Here is a 21737-nt window from a genome sequence, read left to right as displayed (position 1 = left end):
GCCCTCGCTCCGGAAGGCATGTGGAATGAATGAAATCTTCGTGGGCGGACCCTATTTCGATGATCTCGAGCACGGCGCGATCTTCGATTCGGCACCGGCGGTAACCCTCACCAGCGGCCTGGCCGCGATACACCAGGCGATTGTCGGCGACCGTCTGCGTCTGCCCCTGGACGCACCGACCTCCGAGAAGGTCACCGGCGTGTCCACCTCGGTCGCGCACCCCGGCCTGGTGTGGGATATCGCGATCGGCCAGTCGACGGCGGCGACCCACCACGTGAAGGCGAACCTCTTCTATCGCGGCCTGCGATTTCACCGATTTCCCGTGCTCGGGGACACGCTGACTACGCGGACCGAGGTGGTAGGGCTGCGGGACAACAGTCGACGGCCCGGGCGTGCGCCGACAGGTCTCGCCGCGCTGCGCGTCACCTCCGTCGACCAGCACGATCGCACCGTCCTGGACTTCCACCGATGCGCCATGCTGCCGGTGAACCCCGAGGCGGCACTGGACCGACCGGTGCACTCCGACGATCTGTCCACGATCGGGACGACCGCGACCGCGCCACCGACGCCGACGGCAGACTGGAAACTCGACGCGTTCCGTACGCGGCTGCCCGGCCCGCACTTCACACCGGGGTTGGTCGGCTCGATCTTCCACAGCAGCGGCGACGTCGTCTCCAACGCACCGGAACTCGCACGGCTCACACTCAATCTCGCCGCCGTACACCACGACGAACGCGTAGGCGCCGAGGGCAGATTGGTCTACGGTGGCCACACCATCGGCATCGCACTGGGCCAGGCGACACGCGCACTGCCGAATCTGGTGACGGTGCTGAGCTGGGAATCCTGCGACCACACGGGCCCCGTCCACGAGGGCGACACTCTGACCAGCGCAGTCGAGGTGGAAGGCGCCGAGCCGCACGGATCGGGCACCGCGCTGCGGTTGCGTTCGATCGTGCGCGCCCACAACGCGACCGCGGCGGACCGCCCGGTTCTGGACTGGCGATTCACAGGATTGATGGCATGACACACGACAAGTCGAACCGCCCCCTGGCCGGTCTGAGAATCATCGAGGTATCGAGTTTCGTCGCCTCGCCGCTGTGCGGGCTCACGCTGTCGCAACTCGGCGCCGACGTCATTCGCGTCGATCCGATCGGTGGCGGCGCGGACAAGAACCGATGGCCGGTGACCGACTCCGGGGACAGTATCTACTGGACCGGTCTCAATCGCGGCAAACGTTCGATCACCTGCGATATGCGACACCCCGAAGGGCAGAAGCTGGTACAACGGCTGATCACCGAATCCGGTACGGGCGGGGGCATTCTCGTGACCAATATGGGTGGTCGCGACTGGCTGAGCCACCCGGTGCTGAGCGAACTGCGCTCCGATGTCATCACCCTCGAGATCACCGGCACCCGCGACGGACGAGCAGCGGTGGACTACACGGTCAACGCCGCGACCGGGTTCCCCTCGATCACCGGTCCGGTCCGGGATACCGACCCCGTCAACCATGTCCTGCCCGCATGGGACGTGTCCTGCGGCTTGTACGCCGCGCTGGCGATCGTCGCCGCGGTCCGGCACCGTGACACGACCGGGCTCGGAACCGAGATCACGCTACCGTTGGCCGATGTGGCGCTGGCGATCTCAGGGTCTCTCGGGTATCTCACCGAGGTCCAGGTCAACGGATCAGGACGCGAATCCACCGGCAACGCCGTGTATGGAACCTATGGCTGCGATTTCGTCACCGAGGACTCGCAACGGTTCATGGTCGTCGCGCTGACCCCCCGCCATATGCGTGATCTGGTGCGACTGACCGGACAGGGTGCGGTGGTGGACGCACTCGAAGCCGGTCTGGGTGCCGACTTCTCGAAAGACGCGGACCGCTATCGCCACCGCGCCGTCCTGAACGCGCTATTCGGCAGCTGGTTCGCCGAACGCACCGGCGCCGAAGTCGCCGCCGCGTTGGAGAACAGTTCGGTGCTGTTCGAACGGTATCGGACCTTCGAAGAAGTCGTCGGCAGCGGAGAACTCGAGGCCAACCCACTGTTCGCTCCCCTCGAACAGCCCGGCATCGGCACGTACCGTGCCGCCGGACTTCCCGCCAGGTTCGACGGAAGCCATCTGTCTGCCGACGCGGCGCCCGCGCTGGGAGCCGACGGCGCGGAAGTCGTCCGGAGCCTGCTCGGGTACTCACAGCACGATATCGATGAGCTGATCGAAAGCGGTTGTCTGGGAACGTCGGAGGACGAGCGGCTGTCCCGCTCCCCCGCGGGCCATCCGTAGCCGGTTCACCTCGGCCCCGTTCATCCACGCACACCGAACAGGAGTAACGATGCCTTCCGCACTCGTCATCGACGAACTCGTCGCATTCTTCGCAGGGGTGGTCTCGTGACCGGCGTTTTCGGCTCGCTCGACGAGCTTCGCGCCGCGCTCGGTACGAAAATCGGCCCCAGCCCGTGGCTTTCGGTGAGCCAGCGACGCATCAACGAATTCGCCGATGTGACCGAAGACCACCAGTGGCCGCATGTCGACATCGAACGCGCGGCCGCGAGCCATTTCGGCGGCACCATCGCGCACGGATTCCTCACCTTGTCGCTGATCCCACGATTCAACGCACAGCTGTGCCGCACCGATTTCGGAAGCGCACGCGTCAACTACGGACTGAACAAAGTGCGATTCCCCACCACGGTTCCAGCCGAGGGCAGACTCCGCGCGTACGCCGAATTCCTCTCGCTGGAGCCGAGCTCCACGGGGCACCTGCTCACAACCCGCTTCTCTGTCGAATTGGAGAACGCGTCGAAGCCCGCGTGTGTCGCCGAGATGCTCACCCTGCTGGTGCCGTGATTCCCCGCTGACCGAAAAGACAGTAGAACGATTCGGCGATGCGGTCGGTGATATGCCGACCGCATCGCCGATATGCTACGACTGTGCCCGGGGGCTCACTGTCCGTTCAATCGCGTCAATTCCGCGCCGATTCGCGTGTTGCCGCTGGCGCTGATTCCGAACAGCGTCCTGGTCTCGCTCGACATCGCTTCGATGGTCTTCGGCGGCAGGGTCATCGACCAATTCATCTGCTGTCGCAGAAAGTCCACCGAGTAGTAGGCGAACAGCATCGCGCGCTGCTCGTCGGCGGTGACATTCGACCCGGAGGTATGCCACACCCGGCCGTCCATCGCGATCATCGAACCGGCCGCCGCCGAGTATGCCTGCATCCTGTCCGCCGCGTCGGCGGGCAGGTCGGCCTTTCGACTGAAGTGATGACTGCCGGGCAGAAAGCGAGTGGCGCCGTTCGCTTCGTGTACGTCGTCGAGGCACCAGATGATGTTGATCGCCCAGGGCTGCACCCACGGCTCGGGGACCACCAGAGCCTGATCGGAATGTATGCGCATCGCCCCGGATCCGGGCAGGGCGATGTTCGCCGTGAAGTTGGAAACCAGCTCGGGGGTATCGAGGACACTTCGAACGAGCGCCAAGGCCGCCGGGTGTTCGAGGAGATCGATGAAGTACCGATCGACAGCGGGCAGGTTGTACACCCGAACATTTCGATCATTGGGGTCGAGATGCGAGGCCGACACACCCGCCGCGGCCTGCGCCTCGGCCGCCTTCCAGAGCAAGTCCTTGCCCAGAGCGACCTGATCGGCCGTCAGCACATCGGGCACCACACACCAACCGTGTTCCCGCAGTGATGTCTCGGCTTCGGCCAGCGCGTCGGCTGCCTGTGTCTGCGGGCCGACTGTCGTCTCTCCCATGAAATTGTTCTCCCTCTGAAGTGTTTGCTACGGGGACGGTGTACGTGCCGAAAGTCAGCCGCCCGGCTCGGAATTCCGCCCGACCGGGGACCTGGATGCGGCGACACCGCACCTCGGCGAAGTCACGAACGTGAGAGCAGTGACATTCGCACCCGTTCCTCTGCCGTTCGAATGCCGCGGGCGTCGGGCACGACAGGACGCCCCTTCATTCTGTGTCGGAAGCCACATCGGCTCCAATACCCTTTGTCATCCCGATCGGTTATGGACGCGAAGGCGACCGCGACACCCCGCACGACACCCGCCCTGGTTCGGCACGTCCACGCAACTCGACCGAGCGCCGGGTTGCGCCCCCAGGCGGACTCCCTCAGAGACGACCGGGCACCTTCGTCGGTGCAGACCGACCCTTATACACCGAGACCCGCCGCGCCCCCGGGACGTCGGATTCCGACCGCACCGGCAAGAACACGATGCTGCGACGAACAAAAAGCATGTCACCACCTGATTCCGCCGGCGGCAGGATCTCGTCGTGGTAGAAGCCCGTACGAATTTCCTGCTGCCCCCGGGCGACGAAAATCCACGACGAGGATGCCAGCACCCGATCCGCCCCACGGCTCAGATCCGGGATACCGGTGAGATGCGTCCCCTCCGGCGAATTCGCGGCGAATTCGGTCAGGGCGGCGCGACCCTCGACGAGGTCCCGCTCCGGGATCTCGAGACAGCCGTCCGCGACGAACAGTTCGCTCCACTCCTCGGCGCGGCGCTGGTCGATCAAACGCCCGTAGCGTGCCAGCAATCCGTGCACAGCGACCGAGTCGATCTCCATGCGATCCTCCCTCCGACCCAGCCCGCGATGAGGCAGGCCCGATCAATAGTCATCCTGTACGTTCATTTCCCGGTGAGGTCGCTGCCTTGTCGGCGGCACCGTGCAGCAGGTCCAGTGGCGCGTGGTTGGCCCAGCCGTAGTCGGGCCAGTTGAACCAGCCGGCCGATGCTTTGGTGCCGCCGTCGGGATGCAGCGTCGACCCGGTGATGTAGGACGAGAGCGCCGAAGCCAGGAACACCACGCTGTTCGAGATATCGGTGACGTCGCCGACCCTGCCCATCGGGACCGCGACCCGCACCCCGACGGGGTCTTCGAACGCGTTGTCGGGGTGGCTGATGCGTTCCAGGTTGGGCGTGGGCACGTAGTCGGGTGCGATGTTGTTGACCCGGATCCGGTCGGGAGCGAGTTCCACCGCCATGGTGCGGGCGAATTGCTCCACCGCGGCCTTGGCCGCGGTGTACACCGCGAAACCGGGTGCGGCCCGGTGCGCTTCGATGGTGGTGAGGTTGATGATGCTGCCGCCGCGTCCGCCCGCGCGCATGCGCGGTATCGCCAGTGAACAGGTGTGCAGCACATGGGTGAGGTTGGTGCGTATCACCGCGTCCCAGCCCTTGGCGTTGGTCTCGCTGAAGGGCGCGCGGAAGGTGCCGCCGACCACGTTGACCACGATGTCCAGGCGTCCCCATCGAGTGTCGGTGGCGTCGAAGAGCGCGGCGAGGACATCGGGATTCCTCGCGTCACCGACTCGTGTGAGGATGTCGAGGCCGCGTTCGGTCGCGACCCGGACCAGCGCCTCGGTGGCGTCGGGGTCGGTGTCGAGTACCGCGACTCGCACACCGTTGGCGGCGAGGTCGGTGACAATCGCCCGACCGAGCCCGCCCGCGCCACCGGTCACGACAGCGACCGTGCCGTCCAGTCCCGCGCGCTGTTCGAACCAGCCGTTCACGTGACCGACGCGAGATAGGTGGTGCCGAAGCCCTCGATGAAATCCAATGTCTCCCGGTACTCGCGGGTCCGGTTCGAGATCACGATCCAGTCCACTCCGGCTTCGCCCAGTTCGGCCAATGCCGCGGTATGGCGCTCCACGTCGACCGTCGGTTCGGTGATGGACTCGTCGCTGTAGGAATAGACCACATCGATATGGTCGGTCCGCCCGGCCTCTTGCGCATGGGCTCTGATCTCGGTGATCTTGCGCGCCAACTCCGGCACCGACCCCAGCGACGGCGTGCGCGCGGTGGTGGCCAACTCGGCGCCGCCGCTCATCGGGATCCAGCCCTGTGCCCGCTCGGCCACCCGGCGACGACTCAGCGCGGAATTGCCGCCGATCCACAACGGAATCGGCTGCTGGGGTGGTCGCGGTCGCGCGATGACGTCGCGCGCGCTGAAGTGACGGCCGGTATAGCTGAACGGCTCACCGCTCCAATGCCGCGGCAGCACATCCAGGGCCTCGTCGAACAAGATGTTGCGTTCCTCGAAATCGACGCCGAGGGCATGGAACTCGCTCTTCTGATAACCCGTACCCAACCCGACGGTTACCCGCCCACCTGACAGGATGTCCAGCGAGGCGGCGGTTTTCGCCAGCAGCATCGGATTGCGATACGGCGCCACCGTCAGATACGTGATCAACCGCAACCGCTCGGTCGCCGCCGCTACGAACGCCAACCCGATGAATGGATCCAGCGTCTGATGACCCCCCGCGGCCAGCCAGCGGGCGCCCGGCGCCGGATGCTCGCTCAACGAGAAGCCGTCGAACCCGTTCCGCTCGGTCGCCGCGGCGATCTCCGGCAACGGACCCGCGTCGAGCAGATCGCCCTCGTACCCGGCCGTCTCCGGATAGTGATATATGAATCGCATCGACTCCCTAACGTCCCGTCCGGCTCACCGCGATGCGCTGATCACTGTGCCGCAATCGACTTCTTCATGCCTTCGAGACCTACCAGAACCGGGAATCCGGCTTCTGTGATGGCGTGGCCGTGGCCCAATGAATGGATATCGAAGACGGACTGCACCGCCGTCGTGAACCCCTGGACGTCGAGCGTCTGATTCACCGCCCGTTTCGCCATTCTCAACGCGAACGGATGTTTGCTCGCGATCTCGCTCGCGAGCTGCCGCGTCGCCGCGTCCAACTCCGCGAGCGGAACAACCCGATTGACCATGCCGACCCGCAATGCCTCCTCCGCGGTCACCGGTCGGCCGGTGAACAGGATCTCTTTGGCCAGGCGTGCGCCGAGTTCCCAGGTATGTCCGTGGTATTCGACGCCGCCGATACCCATGGCGACGACCGGGTCCGAGAACTTGGCGTTGTCCGCGGCAACGATCAGATCACACGGCCATGCCAGCAGCAGACCGCCCGCGATACAGGCTCCCTGCACCGCCGCGATCGAGGGTTTCGGAATGTTGCGCCACTTCAGGGAGTAACCGACGTATCGGCGAGCCTCGAACTCATACACTTCGGCGACGGTCCACTTGTCCGACCGAGCGCGTCCGGAAGAGGCGGCGAGGTCGTGACCGGAGGAGAAGTGCTTGCCATTGGCCCGCAACACGATCACCCGCACGTCCGGATCGTCGGCCGCCGCGGTCCAGAGACTGTCGAGCCGATCCAACAACTCGGGGTTCTGGGCGTTGGCGACGTCCGGACGATCGAGGCTGATCGTGGCGATTCCCTCTGACACCTCATAGGTGACCAGTTGGTCGGACATCGTTCTCCAATCTATCGAGAAGACGCGGATTCGAACGTCTTCAGGGAAAGCGCCGGACCCGGCACCGTCGGGCGAGCCCACGTCAGCCGCCTCCGGCCCGGGTCATCGCTCTCGTTCATTCCGTGGGCCATCACGATCTGCTCCGGACTCAGTGGTCCTCCGACTCGACCCCGCGGCGGGTTCGCGCGGCCTACTCGATCGATTTCTCGCGCTCGCGCCTATGGACTTGCGAGAAAATAGCTGTACCTTAAGTACGGTACCGCCAACAGTATCAGCTCTCATTTCTGATCCGATAACTTGTCCCCATATGTTGAACATCTCATCCCAGGAGGTAGCCATGCCCTCGCGCGAGCTTTCTTTCCCGGTGTTCGATGCCGACAGTCACTCCCGCGAGCTCGGGAGGCGTTGACCGAGTCTCCGTCCGTTCACCGCGAGGGCGTCGCCGGTTACGGCCGAGTCAGCAACCGTACCGAGATCGCGATTCGGAATGAATCGATACTCGAAGCGGCTTGATTCCACCCGCGGGCTCACCACGGATTCCGCACCGCACGGACAGTCGGCACGGCCGACCAGCGACCGCTCCACGAACACGTTCACCTGAGCGGCTCTCGCGACAAAAGACCTACCCAGCGCTGTTGCAACGCTTTTCGCGACGACAGCCACCCTATGAGGAAAGCGACGATGACGTCCACCACCACATCCCCGACCATCCCCTCGCCAGCGCCCGGACCGGCGGCGGCCCCGTGGTACACCCGGCTCTGGGCGCGCCAACTCGACCGATATCCGGACAACCGGGAACGACGGACGTATCTGGGGATCGTCCTGCTCATCACCATCATGCTGTATTACCTGACCTACGTGCAGGGCACCGTCGCGGCTCAGATCATGCGCGAGTTCGGATTGACTTTCACCCAGTACGTCTATGTGGGAGTGGTCGGCGCACTGGTCGGCGCGGTCGCCGCGTTCGGAACGGGGCTCGCCGATCGGTGGGGACGGTCGAACGTCGTCCTGGGTTCGATGCTGATCACCGTTCTCCTGATCGCCTTCGGCCTGCCGAACGCGGGCAGCAAGACCGGCTACTACGTCATATTCGCGCTGGTGAGCGTGGCCGAAGGCGTCGCGCTCGTGGCGAGCCCGGCACTGGTCCGCGACTTCTCGCCACAACTCGGGCGTGCGAAGGCCATGGGTTTCTGGGTTTTGGGACCCGTACTGGGCAGCATCGCCGCGACACAGGTATCCAGCCGCACCCTGGGTAGCCACCCGGAATGGCGCTGGCAGTTCTACGTCGCGGGCGCCGCGGGCCTCGTCGTGTGGGCGGTGGCGGTGATCGGGCTTCGTGAACTGTCCCCGAGGCTGCGTGACCAGCTCATGGTTACCGTGAAGGACCGTACGCTCATCGAAGCCAAGGCCGCGGGGATCGACCCCGAGGAAGCGGTGCACGGGCATTGGCGTCAGATGCTGCGCCCGGACATCGTCTTGTCTTCGGTCGCAGTCGGCCTGTACCTGCTGTTCTATGCCGTGGCCGCCGGATTCCTCGTGGTGTACCTGGTTACCGTGTTCGGGCAGACAGAAGCCCAGGCGAACGCGGTGGTGAACTGGTACTGGATCCCGATGGCCATCGCGCTCATCGTCTCGGGGGTCCTGTCGGACCGGATCCGGGTACGCAAACCCTTCATCGTCTTCGGCACGCTCGTGAGTGTGGTCGGCCTGTTCTTCTTCGCGCAGGCCGCCACAGATCCCGAAGCAACGATCGGTTCGATAAAGTTGTATCTGGCGATCGCCGGCCTCGGTCAGGGTCTGATGAACGCGACCTGGATGGCGGGGTTCACCGAAACCGTCGAAAAGCGCAATCCCGCTGCCACCGCGACCGGTCTGGCGGTCTGGGGATCTACGACCCGCCTCATCTTCACTGCCGCTCTGGCCATCTTCCCGTTCGCCGTGTCCGCCACCACGACTCTGGTCGAGGACGGACCGCGAATGCAGGAGATCTCGACAACGTACGCCGGCCAGCTCGCGGTGCTTCAGACCGTGGATCCCGCGACATTGGCGGCAATGGGCGCCAATCCGAACGATGTCGGAGCGCAGGCGAAGGCACTCGCCGCTCTGAGCGGTAAATCGGAGGCCGACATCACCAAGGTGATCACCCTCAACGCCACCTACTCCGAGCAGCTCATCACCGCCTCGGCCATCGACCAGGCCGTTCTCACCAAGATGTTCATCGATCCCACGAACTCGCAGGCGGCTGCCGAAGCCGTCCAGCAGCTCGCCGGCAAACTCGGCATCACGCCAGACCAAGCCGGGGCGCGACTGCAGGCGTTGGCCTCTGTGCCCGTGCCCGACCTCGTCTTCCTCCAGGCCAACGGCCCGGTCGTCCAGCAGGCCGGAGCGCGGCTCCAGTCGATATCGCAGATCCCCGCGGCCGACCTGGCCTTCATGACCGACCGCGGCGCCGCGGTACAACAAGCCAGCGTCGACAACCCGAAACAGTGGCGGAACTGGTGGTGGACCTGCCTCATCGGGCAACTCCTGTTCTTGCCGAGTCTGTTTCTGCTGACAGGGCGCTGGAGCCCGAAGCGAGCTCGTGAGGACCAGCTCGAACACGACCGCTTGGTGCAGTCGGAACTCTCGCGACTGCACGCTCGCGCGTAGCAACCACTCGACATCGCGAAGGCCGAAGGTCGGGATCAGCGGGATCGCTCCCGATGATCCCGGCGGTGTCGGCCATCACGTGTCGTCTCCGCAGCCACAGCGCGGACACTTGCGAACCCATCCCCCGAACCGACCGGGTCGAACACGCACTGCCCCTTGGCCTCGCGAAGACGTGGGCACGTAAGGCCAACTACAGTATTATTTACGGCCGAACAACGAGATCCGAGTTCGAGGGATGCGATTTGGCGGATCGACTCGCGCAGTAGGGTGCGCGAGCAGCCACAGCCCCGGGCCGACGAACGTTCCGATCACCCGGTCGAATATCCACCAATGCCAACCGAAGGGATTTCAGTGGCTAGCGACAGTGTCGCAACCGACACACCGAAGCGTCCGCGTCGCCGACGAGGGTCGATCAATGCGGACGACATACTCGATGCGGCATTCTCGCTCGCGGCCGAAACGTCGCTGGACAGCCTGACGATGCCATCGCTGGCGGCGCACCTGAAAGTCGGAGTGACCAGTATCTACTGGTACTTCCGCAGCAAGGAATATCTGCTGGACGCGATGACCGATCGCGCCCTGGAACGGTACAGCATCGGAATCCCCTTCATCTCCGCTGCGAGCTGGGACCGGTCGCTACGCGAGCATGCACGCACGATGAGGCGGCTCTTTCGCGAAGATCCCGTGTTGTGCGACTTGGTCATCATGCGCACCACCACCTACGGTGCGAGTAGCAACCAGGTGGTGATGGAGCGATTCGAAGCGGTCCTGACGACACTGATCGAAGTCGGATTTCGGCCGAAGGACGCGCTCGACATCTACTTCTCACTCGCTATGCACACCCGCGGACTCGCGATGCTGGAACGTCGACAGGACATGGACCGGGAAGCCGGTATCCAGACTCCCGAGATGGTCGACAGGGACAAACTACCGACACTGACCAAGCTTATGAAACAGGGTCATACGATTGGCTTCGTCGAAGAGGATACCTTCGAATACGGCTTGGACTGCTTCATCGAACATGCGCAGAAGACTCTGCAAAAAACGCAGCAGGCAGCGATCACGCGCCGCGAACGGCGAAAAAAGTAGCTTTCGCGTCCACGGGAATCCATGCCGCGTCGAGCAATTGATGATCGGCGTTACCGTAGCGGCGGCCGAGATCTCGACTCGGCCGAGCTGAGTGGAACCGCGTCTCGCACTCGGTTTGCGTTGTCCGGCAAGGGCTTCCGATCCGAGCGTAGAGTCCGCTCGGCTGTCGCGCTCACGACCGGCGATACGACAGCATATGCCAGGTATTTGCCAAAATGCCGCGAGGAGCCTCGGTGGCGGCCGAGTTCGATGACAGCTTCGTGATGGCCGAGTCCATGCCGAGCACCTTCCCCGCATCGCAATCGCGGAATCCCGCTTCACTGCAATAAAAGTGGGGGTCTCCGCCACATCGGCGCTTCGGTCGACACGGAGATCGTCGCTCCTGGTCAAGAAGATACTGTAAATATTATCGTATCATGATCTACAATAGCTGAGCTTCGGTACCTGTACTGCACGGTTCGAGATACCCGACCGCAGCGCTACCGGGCAACCCGGCGCCGACCTCGCACCGACAAGCGCGCCCGGATGAGCGATCCTCGCTCGATGACCGATAGGTCGAATCGTCCTCGAAGAAGAATTCCTCTGCGCTACAGAGGAATTGACCGATTAGAAGGCATACATGAGTAGCAATCCGCCGATCCCCACGAAGCCCGACGACGTGACCGCGAGTTGGTTGTCAGCTGTCCTCACCGACACCGCAGCCGATGTGATCGTCGACGAGGTTCAGGTCACCGCGGTCGGCACCGGTCAGACGGGCGCCACATATCGCGTGCAGGCACGCTATGGGAACCAGCAGCCGGGATTGCCTGACAGCTTCATCATCAAATTGCCCCACCAGGATCTGTCCGTCCGCGAGCGGGTGTCACCGAGCTACAGATCCGAGCATTCGTTCTACACCGATGTCGCCGACACGGTACGCGCGCCGGTACCGCAGTGCTACCACTGTGAGATCGACGAGACCGGCGCGGACTTCGTCCTCCTGCTCGAAGATCTCGCCCCCGCGGTGCAAGGTGACCAACTGGCGGGCTGCGACCTCGCGCAGGCCAATTTGGCGGTCGAGGCGCTCGCCGGACTCCACGGTCCGCGCTGGTGCGATCCGACATGGCTACAGTTTTCCGGCGCCACCATGCCGAAGCCGGATGCGGCATTCGCCAAAGGTATGGGCGACATCGCGAAAATGGCCGCGGACACGACTCTGGAAAAACTAGGTTCCGCAATGACCGTCGACGCCAGGGAGACGCTTCGCGAGACCAGCACTCTGGTGGCCGACTGGCTGATGCTCGAACCGGACCGGTACTGCCTTCTGCACGGTGACTATCGACTCGACAATCTGTTGTTCGATCCCGAGAACACCAGGGTCACCGTCGTCGACTGGCAAACCCTCACGGTAGGCCTACCGGCCCGCGACCTGGCCTATTTCATCGCCACCGGGCTTCACCCACAAACCCGGGCCGAAACAGAACAAGACCTCGTCCGTCGCTACCATCGCACGCTGGTCACCTATGGCATCGATGACTACAGCGAATCCGACTGTTGGCGCGACTATCGGCTCGGCCTTCCGCAAATTCCCTTGATCGCCAGTTTCGGCACCGCATTCTCCGCGTCGACCGACCGAGGCGACGGGATGATGGTCGCCATGCTCGAACGAGGCTGCCAGGCGATTCGCGAGTTGGGAACCTTGGAGCTGATACGAGAGCTCTCGTGACAGACGAACTCTCCCGCGACTGACAACCCATGTCGCGGACGGGTCTACCTGACAGACTTCCCATCAGCTCATCGGTGTGATCACTGCGGCGTTGTCTTGAACTATCAGATACTTAATTGAATAGATAGTCAGAATGTTGAACGTTCGCTCACGCAGTCGCCGGACGACCGGTACCGTGGGCCGCGAACCGCCAATGACGGCACATCGCGGTTCACGAACCCAGGCTCACATCCGCTGTATGGCACACCCCGACCTCGCATCCCGACGCGGACGTGGCCCTATCGATACGGGTGGGGCCTCCCACAGATAGTCGATACGGGTGGGGCCTCCCACAGATAGTCAGTCAGTGACAGAACATCGATTGTTTGGAAGTGGTTTCGAATATGAGTGAACACGTCGCGGTGGTTGTCGGAGGAGCATCGGGGCTGGGCCGAGCCACCGCTCGGGCGATGCATGCGCAGGGTTACCGCGTGACGGTGGCCGACCGCGATATCGAGGGCGCGACTGCCGTCGCAGCGGAATTCGGCGGAACCGCCACGGCAGTCGACGTGACCGACGAAGCACAGGTCGAAGCCTTGTTCTCCGACGTTCTGGCGCGCCACGGCGCCCTGCACGCGGTGGTCAATACAGCGGGCACGAGCGGACTGTCTCCGATCGTCGAGCACGACGTCGCCCACTGGCGCAAGATCGTCGATATCAACCTGGTCGGTGCTTTCATCGTGCTGAAACACGCCGGACGAGCGCTCGCCGACGGGGGCGTCCTGGTATCGATCACCTCGCTGAATGCCCGACAGGCGGGTGCCGGACTGTCCGCGTACTGCTCCGCCAAGGCAGGGCTGTCGATGCTCACGCAGGTCGCCGCCCTCGAGCTGGCTCCGAGGCGAATCCGGGTGAACGCGATAGCCCCGGGTCTGGTCATCACCCCGCTGAACGAAGCCATCGGGAAGATTCCGGGAATCACCGAGGACTACGTGGAGAATACGCCGCTCGGCCGTCCGGGTACGCCAGAGGAGATTGCCGCGGCAGCGATGTATCTGTGTTCCGAGCAGGCCGCCTGGATTACCGGCGAAGTTCTCGACATCAACGGTGGCGCACACCTGCAGCGCCACCCGAACCTGCAGAAGCATCTGTCAGCGCGCTGATGCGGGGCCGCGACTATCCGCGAAAGCCGTGAGAGCCGAATCGACGGCACCGAATGCCGCTGCTCTACCGCCGTCGCGCCCGAAAACCTGCCGCCGACACGGCGGCCCTGCGCCGGACCTACGGCTGAACGGACTACGACGACAGCGCCTGCGACGCGACGAGGTCGCGACGATCTGGGCGGAGGCGCTCGAAATCTTCGACCGATGCGATCGCTCGCAACCTGACATACGCGCCGATCCAGAATACTTTACAATGTTCAAATATATCGCGAGATGCGTCGCGCAGTGGTACCGAATGCGAAATCCACTGCTGCGCGACGTGGTCGGCGCGGAAGGCGCATTCGAACGAGGCGGCGCGGCCGTCCTGAGCCGATCGTCACGGATGCGTTCGACGCCGGACCCGCGGATGTGCGGCGGCTAGCACGCTATAGCCTTAGAAGTTCAATGTCCGGGGCCTGCCACGCGGCCACGAGACCCGACTGCTGGAGGCTGCTGACGGATGGGACGTCCGAAGGTTCCCCTGGTAGATCGCGATGAAGTGATCACCACGGCGTTGGGCATCATCGACGACGAGGGACTCGCAGCGCTCAGTCTTCGCAGGCTGGGCACCGAACTGGGAGTAACCGGCGCGGCGTTGTACCACCATTTCGCCGACAAGGAGGAGATCCTGCGCGGCGTGGCCGAACTCGTGCTGTCGCGAGAGGTCATCCCGAAGATCAGCGGTGCTACCTGGGAGGAGTACGTACTCCAGTCGGTGACGCGCTACCGCACAGCTCTGCTCGCCCACCCCAATGCGGCACCGCTCATGCAACCGCACGGGCAACAGGCGTTCGACAACCTCCCCCGCGAATACATCGTGACCCTGATGCTCGAAGCCGGGGTGCCCAGGCAGTTGTGCTATCCGATCATCGACAGCATGGAGATGATGGCCTTCGGCTCGGCGATGATGAACCCACGTCGCATGCCGTTACGCGAACGTCTCGCATTGCACGGCCGAAGCGAGCAACCCAACCTGCTGAAAGTCGTCAGGGCCACTCCGAAAGCGGCCGAGCGGCTGTTCCAACTCGAACTCGAGGCGCTCATGCTCGGATGGAAGACCCTGATCGCGAACAGTTGACGATCAGAGTCCAGCGACTCCACGACCGGCTTCCCGCACCGGGGGGCACTTCCGCCGCCACCCGAAACCAGCCGTCGACCGGCCGACCGGCATCGTCGACGTAGCCGCCGCACGGCGTCTTCGATGACCACGGACTCCGACCGATCGATATCGGAGGCCGAACTCCGCCCTCTCTGCGCGCCCGCTTACCGCCCGTCCTGTCCTCAGCCCGCACGCACCACACCTCCTAGGTCAGATCGACGGTTCGGCGGTGCCGGGTGGCACGAGTCGTCGGCTCGGTGCCGCCGAGCACTGTCCCGCTCCCGACACCCAGAGGTCCCCGGTACCGCACCGGGCAGAGCGACTAGACCGTCATCTCGACCATGATCATCACCAAAACATAAGGCCGCCAACAGATCCCGAGACGTTGCACGAATAAACTAGACAACGTTTAATTTAATCCCTATCGTGGGTCGTACTAACCATTTCGAGTTTCCGGAGGTACCGTTCATGTCGAGGAAGTTGGACTTCCCGGTCTTCGATGCCGACAATCACATGTACGAGACGACCGACGCGTTCACCAAGTACCTGCCGGACAGCCATGCCGGACTGGTGAAGTACGTCCAGGTCGCGGGCCGCACGAAGATCGCCCTGCGCAACACCATCAGCGAGTACATCCCCAACCCGACCTTCAACAAGGTCGCTCCGCCCGGAGCGCAGGAGGTCGAATTCAAGCTCAAGAATCCGTCCTCGCGCACCAAGGCGCCGAAAGAGGGCGACAAGGTCCTCACCGATCCGCCGCGTTACATCGACGCGCCGCCCGCCTTCTTCAATCCGCTGGACCGGCTCGAGTTGATGAACGAACTCAGCATCGACCGCGCGATCATGTGGCCGACGTTGGCGAGCCTGCTCGAAGAACGTCTGGCCGATGACCCCGAGGCGACGCACGTCGTCGTCACCGCGCTCAACGAGTGGATGCACGAGCACTGGTCCTACAACGTCGATGACCGCATCTTCGCCACCCCGGTGATCACCCTGCCGATCGTCGACGAGGCGATCCGCGAACTCGATCGCGTCGTGGAACGCGGCGCGCGGGTCATCCTCATCCGTCCCGCGCCGGTACCGGATCTCAAAGGCGGGCGTCGATCCTTCGCGCTGCCGGAATACGACCCGTTCTGGAAGCGCGTCGAGGAATCCGGCGTCCTCGTCGGAATGCACGCCTCCGACGACGGTTTCCAGCGCTACATCAACGATTGGGAAGGCAACAAGGGCGAATACCTGCCCTTCGGCGGCCACAACTCCGGTTTCTACGAAACCCTGCATGCCGAGTCCCGCACCATCAAGGATGTCGTGGCCTCGATCGTGGGTCACGGTCTGGCGACGCGGTTCCCGAAGCTGCGTTTCGTGCCGGTGGAGAACGGTAGCTCGTGGGTTCGCCCGCTGGTCGAGACCCTGGAGAAGGTCTACGACCGGGCGCCGCAGGCCTTCGACGAGGACCCCGTCGTCGCGCTCAAGCGGTCGATCTTCATCCACCCGTTCCACGAGGAAGACCCGGTCGGCCTCGTCGATATCGTCGGTGCCGACAATGTCGTCTTCGGCTCGGACTACCCGCACCCCGAGGGCATGTTCGACCCGGTGACCTGGGTCGACGAACTCGAGGATCTGGATCTCGAGGACCGCAAGAAGATCATGGGCGGCACTCTGTCCAAGCTGATCGGCATCGATCCGAACGTAGGCGCCCTGCCGGACACGAGTGGAGTCGCCGCCCGCGGTTGATCCGCGGCGACCTCTGCCACTTCCTGCCATCGGCCGTGCGTTCTGCCCGATTTCGGGCCGAACGCACGGCCGAGCGCTTTCAGTGACTACTCCGCATTCCTGGACCGCGCGCATTCCTTTCGCGAAACCGGCGACACGCGGGATGGAGGTCTGAAGGCCGCGGTAGTCATCGGCGGGCGTGCCGGTAACATCGAAGCAACGCGTTGGTAGAACTGTCTTGCGCCAGGCCGACTTCCGAAGGGTGTCGCTCGGCCGGTTGCCCGGAAGGCTCCGATGGGCCCGCAACTCCAGATGACGGGTGCGGTGGCTTGCTCCTACGGACCCGGTCGAATCCGACCCGCCCGACCAGCGTGGGGATATTCCATACAGACGGACGAGCGCGCCAGAATTCCCCGGCGTGACAGCACCACGGGTAATCCGTGACGCCGAGCTATCGTGTCGGCCGTCGCGCGGGCGGCCACCGGGGCGTAGTGCCACCTCCATCCGCAGCGGTAGTCGGCCAGCGCCGCCGCCGCCTGCAGGAAATCCGGCTGTTCCAATTGCCTGACATCGTAGGTAACGCCGTGCATCGCAAGCGAACTCGCGATGTGGGAGTAGCGACTCGCGTCGCAGACGACGTGGACCAGCCCCTGCGGGCCGACATAGCGGCCCGCCCATTCCAAAATGGAACGACGCTCCGTCGCTACTCCGCGCACGAGTGCGACCAGTTCCGCCATCGCAGTTGATCCAATCCGTCGAAACGCCGACATCGCTTGCCGCCGTCCGGGGCAGCACGAGCCGAGTTGCCGATCGGTGCTGCTCGTCGACCGACATCCACGACTTCGAGGTCCACCGGCTGTCCGACACCATCCGGAAGGGCCGGATGTACCCCGACCGCACGGGTTCGTGATCGAACCACTCCAGAACTAAGATACCGTATCAACAACGGTATCTGCCACCATCAAGTGGCGCGAAACGAGCAGGAGATGACCGAGGATGACAACCGAATCCGACACGATGCAGTGGTCCGTGGCCGAGATGCTGACACTGTTCGACGTCTCCCGGACCGATGGGCACGGATTCGTCGGGGCGACCGGCCTCGTGGGTGACGACGACCGCCAAGTGGTCGAGGGAACCCAGGTGCTGGCGCAGGCGATCGTGGCCGCCGCCAAGCGGTTCGAGGGCAAATCCGTGCGTTCGGCGCACGCGGTGTTCGTCCGCGCGGTGATGGTCGGCGCACCCGTCGAATTCGACCTCGATGTCGTACACGAAGGCCGATCGACGGCCACCGTGATAGTCACCGCGAAGCAGGGTGGCAAACGCTGCGTGACAGTGACCATCCTCGCCGATGTCCCCTCCGACGACGTGATCCGCCACCACGCGCCACGCCCCGACGTGGGCTCGCCCGCCGACGCGAACGTCGCATCGATGCCGATGACCGGACGTGAGCTACGACTGGTCGGCGTGCAGGATGTCGACAGTCCCGACGAGGTCGGACCGCCGGAGCTGCATGCCTGGCTGCATTACGACCCGATTCCCACGCGTGACGATCTCGCCAAGGCGCTTCTGGCTCATTTCACCGGGCACCTGGCGATTTCGACGACCATGCGCGCCCACGCGGGCATCGGCACCTCACAGGCCCATCACACCGTTTCCACCGCGCCGATGACGGTGACCGTGAGCTTCCACGAGCCCGTCACCTGGGATGGTTGGCTGCTCTACACGCACGAGAGCACCCAGGTCGGCGCGGGCATGTCCTATGTCCGCGGCACCGTACACACCGAAAAAGGCGAACTCATCGCGTCGTTCACCCAGGAAGGGCTCATTCGCCCGCTGCGCCGAACCGACGCCACCATCGAAGTTCGTTCGCGCTTGTAGTCTCGGCGATGAAGCGCTCACGAAAGGCGTGCCGGATGATCATCTTCCGCGATAGGTCGGCGCATTCCTCACGGACTTCGCGATGACCCTGTTCGCCGCGCGTGGACCGCTCGGCCCGGAGCCAGCGGGCCGACTCTCCGTCGATATACCCGACGATGTCGTGTTGATCGAGCCCCATCCTCGTCGAGTTCAGGCGATCCACCAAGGGCGCAAGGTAATCGACACCGAGCGGGTGTTGCTGGTGCATCGCAGGAACCGGCCGCTCACCTACGCGTTTCCCGCCGACGAGGTAGCCGGCATCGCCGGTGAGCCCCTTCCCGAAGCTCCGGATCATCTGGTCGTGCCGTGGGACGCGGTGGACACGTGGCTCGAGGAAGGCCGCCGACTCGTCCACTACCCGCCCAACCCCTATCACCGCGTCGACTGCCGGCCGACGACGCGACACCTGCGCGTCGAGATCGCGGGCAGCCGACTCGTAGATACCAGAGAGACGATCATCCTCTTCGAGACGGCTCTCGAACCCCGCCTCTACGTCGCACCGCACCTTGTCCGGACCGACCTGTTGCGCCGGACAGAGACGACGAGCTATTGCAGTTACAAGGGCGTGGCCACCTACTGGGCGGCGATCATCGATGACACCACGGTGGAGGACGTGGCCTGGAGCTATGACGATCCACCGCCGGAGAGTTCCCCGATCGAGGGGTACTTCAGCTTCGACCCGTCCAGGGTCGATATGCACGCCGAACTGCCTTCCTCTACCGGTGATCGGAGTACTCGCCACCGAGTACCGCCGTCGAGTTCATGAAATAGACGTCCGCGAAGATCTCCCGTACCTTGCGGCGCTGCAATTTACCGGTATCGGTGCGAGGGAAATCGGGCAGGAATCCGAAACGGTCCGGCCGTTTTGTCGCAGCGAGGACATCGTCGCAGTACTTCGCCGTCGTCGTCGTCGACCACGAGGACGGAACTGCCCGGCAGCGACTTTCCCATGGTTCCGGGCCTTTCGATCCATTCCTGGGGTCCGACCCGGGATACCCACCCTTCGTTGCAACCGAAGTACTCCCAGATGATCGGCCCGAGCCAGTCGAGCATCTTCTGTTTGATGAGGATCGGACAGGGCGCTCCGCCGTGGATCAGCAGTCCCGAACTGGAGAGGTCGTACGCCGCGCAGACATCGTCGGGCAGGCGCAGAAGACGGTGGAAATGTGTCGGAACCATATGAATGCTCGTCACACGGTAACGATCCACATCGCCGAGAAAGCGCTCCGCATCGAAACTGGACTCGATGACCAGTGTGTGCCCGAAGTGCAGGAAGCCCTGTCGCGAAAGCGCCCGGGGCAGCGTGATGGAGAGGCGAGCATACGAGGTGCACTCCCCTGCCCACCTCCACACCGTATGCGCGGAAGGCAGGCATCAGGTACCGCGTGATGACCTTCTCCGGCCGCATCGGCGGGAGGTACCACCTGACGCCTTTCGGTCATCCGGTGATCCCGGAGGTATACCCGATGAGGCTGCCCGCCGTTCGATTGTCCGGGGGCGACATCGGCTGGTCCGCCCAGACCGTCGTAGGATTGCCAGCCTCGGACCGCACCGCCGCACACGAAGCGTGATGTTCTCACCGCCGCGGATGATGAAGTCCGCCTTGCGATCGGTGATGGTCAGGTAGCCGTCGTCATCGAGTACGCCGACATCCCCCGTGTGGTACCAACCCTCGTCGTCGAAGACCGATTCCGTCAGCGCGGCATCGGTATAGCCGAGAAAGAGATCGGGGCCCCGGCTGAGGATCTCACCGTCTTCGGCCAGCTCGATCTCTGTTCCAGGCAGTGGCGCGCCATCGGTGTAGAGCCGCTTCGACTCCGGCGCGGTGGACAGCGACGAGGTGATCGAAGGATGTTCGGTACTGCCGTACGCGCGATACACCGTGATGCCGAGCCCAGCCAATCGATCGGCGACGGCCACCGGGACCGCCGCGCCGCCCAACGGCGCGTATTTCAGGTGGCGCAGATGATCCTCGGTGAAGTCGGGATGCTCGAGCAGACTCGTCAGGTAGTACGGCACACCGCCGCCGACGGCGAGCCCGCCATCGATGATCAACGCCAGGACCCGGCCCGGATTCCAGGCGTCGAGCAGATTGATGGGCAACCCGCGTAGTACCGGATTCAGCAGGGCGCTCAGCATTCCGATGAAATGGCCCACTGGCGCGGCGATGATCTGCGCTCCGATGTCGAGCGGATAGGTCGCGGCGAGCTGTCGCGTCTCGAAACCGAGCGTATGGTGGCTGTGCACAACACCTTTGGGGTTCCGCGTGGTACCGGAGGTGAAGGCGATCAATGCGGGTTCTCGGGGGCGACTGCGACGATGCCCGCCAGCGGGTCATCGGCGAGCAGGTCCTCGAAATCGCGGCCGACCACACCCACGATCGGAATTCCGGCGCACAGGTCGGCGTGGTATTCCAGATTCCCGAACCCCTCGGCGGTGATGAAGACCTTCGGCTCGACCGTGCCGAGAATGTAGCCCAGCTCTTTCCGTCCGTAGATGTGCACGACAGGAACAACTGTCGCACCCAGGATGGCGGTCGCCCAGAATACCGCGGCCGCTTCCATCCAATTGGGCAACTGAAAGGCCACGACATCGCCGGGACCGACTTTCCTGGCACGCAATCCGGCGGCGAGCCGACGCGCGACATTCTCGACGTCACCGTAGGTTCCCGACCACGGCCGCACGGTCGAATGAACCCGGAATTCGGCATCGGGGTTGGCTGCCAGTCCACGAACCAGCATGTCGCCGAGGGTGTCAGGAGTCCGCCAGCCCTCCGCCTCGTAGTATTCGGTCAGCTCGCGTGAAATCTCTCGCATCGTCGGTGCTCCTGTTGCGGATAGATCTGGGCGAAATCGAACGCCCGCGGTGCTACCGAATATGTGGTGGTCGAATCCCCGGAGATGGGCTGTCCGCGGACCGCTCGTCGGGTACCGGCAACGGCCTCGACCGCGTCTCGGACGAGGCCGTCACGGATGGACGCTTCGGCGGTATATGGACTCCTACCGTTCGAAGAATCCCCTGACCCGGGGTACGACGCTGCGTGCGCACGCGATCCGCCACCCGAATGCCGACACCGCGATACCGTATCAGCTACGGTATCGACAAATAGTAGCCGT

The 21737-nt window shown here is 64.1% G+C and carries 18 protein-coding genes and 1 pseudogene; 11 read left to right on the top strand and 8 right to left on the bottom strand.

Going from position 1 to position 21737, the window contains the following annotated elements:
• The first annotated feature begins 25 nt into the window (after positions 1-25).
• From OG225_RS12910 to OG225_RS12900, 3 genes are all read left to right on the top strand, one after another.
• Entirely contained in the window at positions 26-1024 is a 999-nt protein-coding gene (locus OG225_RS12910) for a MaoC family dehydratase (RefSeq protein ID WP_405181881.1), read from the top strand.
• Positions 1021-2280, top strand: a complete 1260-nt coding sequence (locus OG225_RS12905; protein ID WP_405181880.1) for a CoA transferase — start codon at positions 1021-1023, stop codon at positions 2278-2280. The genes OG225_RS12910 and OG225_RS12905 overlap by 4 nt, the downstream gene beginning before the upstream one ends.
• Positions 2281-2385: 105 nt before the next feature.
• Positions 2386-2841 (top strand): MaoC family dehydratase, encoded by a 456-nt coding sequence (locus OG225_RS12900; RefSeq protein ID WP_216911051.1) that lies wholly within the window; start codon positions 2386-2388, stop codon positions 2839-2841.
• Positions 2842-2936: 95 nt separating this feature from the next.
• Here the strand turns inward: OG225_RS12900 and OG225_RS12895 are convergent, their stop codons facing one another.
• The 5 genes from OG225_RS12895 to OG225_RS12875 all read right to left on the bottom strand — a co-directional run bounded on the left by OG225_RS12895 (position 2937) and on the right by OG225_RS12875 (position 7268).
• Complete coding sequence (locus OG225_RS12895) at positions 2937-3746, bottom strand: phytanoyl-CoA dioxygenase family protein (RefSeq protein ID WP_405181879.1); 810 nt, start codon at positions 3744-3746, stop codon at positions 2937-2939.
• A 364-nt stretch (positions 3747-4110) separates the two neighbouring features.
• Positions 4111-4569, bottom strand: a complete 459-nt coding sequence (locus OG225_RS12890; RefSeq protein WP_405181878.1) for a nuclear transport factor 2 family protein — start codon at positions 4567-4569, stop codon at positions 4111-4113.
• 49 nt (positions 4570-4618) lie between these two features.
• Positions 4619-5515: an SDR family NAD(P)-dependent oxidoreductase gene (locus tag OG225_RS12885; RefSeq protein ID WP_405181877.1), complete on the bottom strand. Its 897-nt coding sequence runs from the start codon at positions 5513-5515 to the stop codon at positions 4619-4621.
• Complete coding sequence (locus OG225_RS12880) at positions 5512-6423, bottom strand: LLM class F420-dependent oxidoreductase (RefSeq protein ID WP_405181876.1); 912 nt, start codon at positions 6421-6423, stop codon at positions 5512-5514. Before OG225_RS12880 ends, OG225_RS12885 begins: the two co-directional genes overlap by 4 nt.
• Positions 6424-6464: 41 nt before the next feature.
• Positions 6465-7268, bottom strand: a complete 804-nt coding sequence (locus OG225_RS12875; RefSeq protein ID WP_405181875.1) for an enoyl-CoA hydratase — start codon at positions 7266-7268, stop codon at positions 6465-6467.
• Positions 7269-7949: 681 nt separating this feature from the next.
• Here OG225_RS12875 and OG225_RS12870 point away from each other — a divergent pair.
• The 6 genes from OG225_RS12870 (at position 7950) to OG225_RS12845 (ending at position 16725) form a co-directional block, all read left to right on the top strand.
• Positions 7950-9917: an MFS transporter gene (locus tag OG225_RS12870; protein ID WP_405181874.1), complete on the top strand. Its 1968-nt coding sequence runs from the start codon at positions 7950-7952 to the stop codon at positions 9915-9917.
• A 330-nt stretch (positions 9918-10247) separates the two neighbouring features.
• Complete coding sequence (locus OG225_RS12865; protein WP_405181873.1) at positions 10248-11006, top strand: TetR/AcrR family transcriptional regulator; 759 nt, start codon at positions 10248-10250, stop codon at positions 11004-11006.
• A gap of 619 nt (positions 11007-11625) precedes the next feature.
• On the top strand, positions 11626-12711 hold the full coding sequence (locus OG225_RS12860) for a phosphotransferase family protein (RefSeq protein WP_405181872.1): 1086 nt from the start codon (positions 11626-11628) through the stop codon (positions 12709-12711).
• A gap of 383 nt (positions 12712-13094) precedes the next feature.
• On the top strand, positions 13095-13853 hold the full coding sequence (locus tag OG225_RS12855) for an SDR family NAD(P)-dependent oxidoreductase (protein ID WP_405181871.1): 759 nt from the start codon (positions 13095-13097) through the stop codon (positions 13851-13853).
• A 499-nt stretch (positions 13854-14352) separates the two neighbouring features.
• The gene (locus OG225_RS12850; protein ID WP_216911062.1) at positions 14353-14970 is read left to right on the top strand and encodes a TetR/AcrR family transcriptional regulator; all 618 of its coding nucleotides are present in this window, start codon (positions 14353-14355) and stop codon (positions 14968-14970) included.
• Positions 14971-15417: 447 nt separating this feature from the next.
• Positions 15418-16725: an amidohydrolase family protein gene (locus tag OG225_RS12845; protein ID WP_405181870.1), complete on the top strand. Its 1308-nt coding sequence runs from the start codon at positions 15418-15420 to the stop codon at positions 16723-16725.
• Between the two features lie 314 nt (positions 16726-17039).
• Here OG225_RS12845 and OG225_RS12840 read toward each other — a convergent pair whose 3' ends face one another.
• On the bottom strand, positions 17040-17441 hold the full coding sequence (locus OG225_RS12840; RefSeq protein ID WP_405181869.1) for a hypothetical protein: 402 nt from the start codon (positions 17439-17441) through the stop codon (positions 17040-17042).
• 259 nt (positions 17442-17700) lie between these two features.
• Here OG225_RS12840 and OG225_RS12835 point away from each other — a divergent pair, with 259 nt between their 5' ends.
• Together OG225_RS12835 and OG225_RS12830 are read left to right on the top strand one after the other, a co-directional pair.
• On the top strand, positions 17701-18582 hold the full coding sequence (locus OG225_RS12835) for an acyl-CoA thioesterase (protein ID WP_405181868.1): 882 nt from the start codon (positions 17701-17703) through the stop codon (positions 18580-18582).
• An 82-nt stretch (positions 18583-18664) separates the two neighbouring features.
• A complete protein-coding gene (locus tag OG225_RS12830) occupies positions 18665-19387 on the top strand; it encodes a DUF427 domain-containing protein (RefSeq protein WP_405181867.1) in 723 nt (240 codons plus the stop codon).
• Positions 19388-19431: 44 nt separating this feature from the next.
• Here the strand turns inward: OG225_RS12830 and OG225_RS12825 are convergent, their stop codons facing one another.
• Positions 19432-19974: an AMP-binding protein gene (locus tag OG225_RS12825; protein ID WP_405181866.1), complete on the bottom strand. Its 543-nt coding sequence runs from the start codon at positions 19972-19974 to the stop codon at positions 19432-19434.
• A gap of 213 nt (positions 19975-20187) precedes the next feature.
• Positions 20188-21437, bottom strand: a pseudogene (locus tag OG225_RS12820) (AMP-binding protein); the annotation flags it as partial.
• Positions 21438-21737: the final 300 nt, after the last annotated feature.

This window comes from Nocardia sp. NBC_01377 (assembly GCF_045040005.1).
In the GTDB taxonomy this organism is placed as follows: Bacteria; Actinomycetota; Actinomycetes; order Mycobacteriales; family Mycobacteriaceae; genus Nocardia; species Nocardia noduli.
Note: the sequence above shows the minus strand (reverse complement) of the source record. Positions and strands in the feature narration are given on the sequence as shown.

What these genes read in the sequence shown, in the direction of transcription:
- OG225_RS12830 (WP_405181867.1), top strand. Translation starts at nt 18,665, where the DNA reads ATGACCCTGTTCGCCGCGCGTGGACCGCTCGGCCCGGAGCCAGCGGGC.
- OG225_RS12905 (WP_405181880.1), top strand. Translation starts at nt 1,021, where the DNA reads ATGACACACGACAAGTCGAACCGCCCCCTGGCCGGTCTGAGAATCATC.
- OG225_RS12835 (WP_405181868.1), top strand. Translation starts at nt 17,701, where the DNA reads ATGACAACCGAATCCGACACGATGCAGTGGTCCGTGGCCGAGATGCTG.
- OG225_RS12870 (WP_405181874.1), top strand. Translation starts at nt 7,950, where the DNA reads ATGACGTCCACCACCACATCCCCGACCATCCCCTCGCCAGCGCCCGGA.
- OG225_RS12850 (WP_216911062.1), top strand. Translation starts at nt 14,353, where the DNA reads ATGGGACGTCCGAAGGTTCCCCTGGTAGATCGCGATGAAGTGATCACC.
- OG225_RS12865 (WP_405181873.1), top strand. Translation starts at nt 10,248, where the DNA reads ATGCCAACCGAAGGGATTTCAGTGGCTAGCGACAGTGTCGCAACCGAC.
- OG225_RS12910 (WP_405181881.1), top strand. Translation starts at nt 26, where the DNA reads ATGAATGAAATCTTCGTGGGCGGACCCTATTTCGATGATCTCGAGCAC.
- OG225_RS12840 (WP_405181869.1), bottom strand. Translation starts at nt 17,441, where the DNA reads ATGGCGGAACTGGTCGCACTCGTGCGCGGAGTAGCGACGGAGCGTCGT.
- OG225_RS12890 (WP_405181878.1), bottom strand. Translation starts at nt 4,569, where the DNA reads ATGGAGATCGACTCGGTCGCTGTGCACGGATTGCTGGCACGCTACGGG.
- OG225_RS12860 (WP_405181872.1), top strand. Translation starts at nt 11,626, where the DNA reads ATGAGTAGCAATCCGCCGATCCCCACGAAGCCCGACGACGTGACCGCG.
- OG225_RS12895 (WP_405181879.1), bottom strand. Translation starts at nt 3,746, where the DNA reads ATGGGAGAGACGACAGTCGGCCCGCAGACACAGGCAGCCGACGCGCTG.
- OG225_RS12880 (WP_405181876.1), bottom strand. Translation starts at nt 6,423, where the DNA reads ATGCGATTCATATATCACTATCCGGAGACGGCCGGGTACGAGGGCGAT.
- OG225_RS12855 (WP_405181871.1), top strand. Translation starts at nt 13,095, where the DNA reads ATGAGTGAACACGTCGCGGTGGTTGTCGGAGGAGCATCGGGGCTGGGC.
- OG225_RS12875 (WP_405181875.1), bottom strand. Translation starts at nt 7,268, where the DNA reads ATGTCCGACCAACTGGTCACCTATGAGGTGTCAGAGGGAATCGCCACG.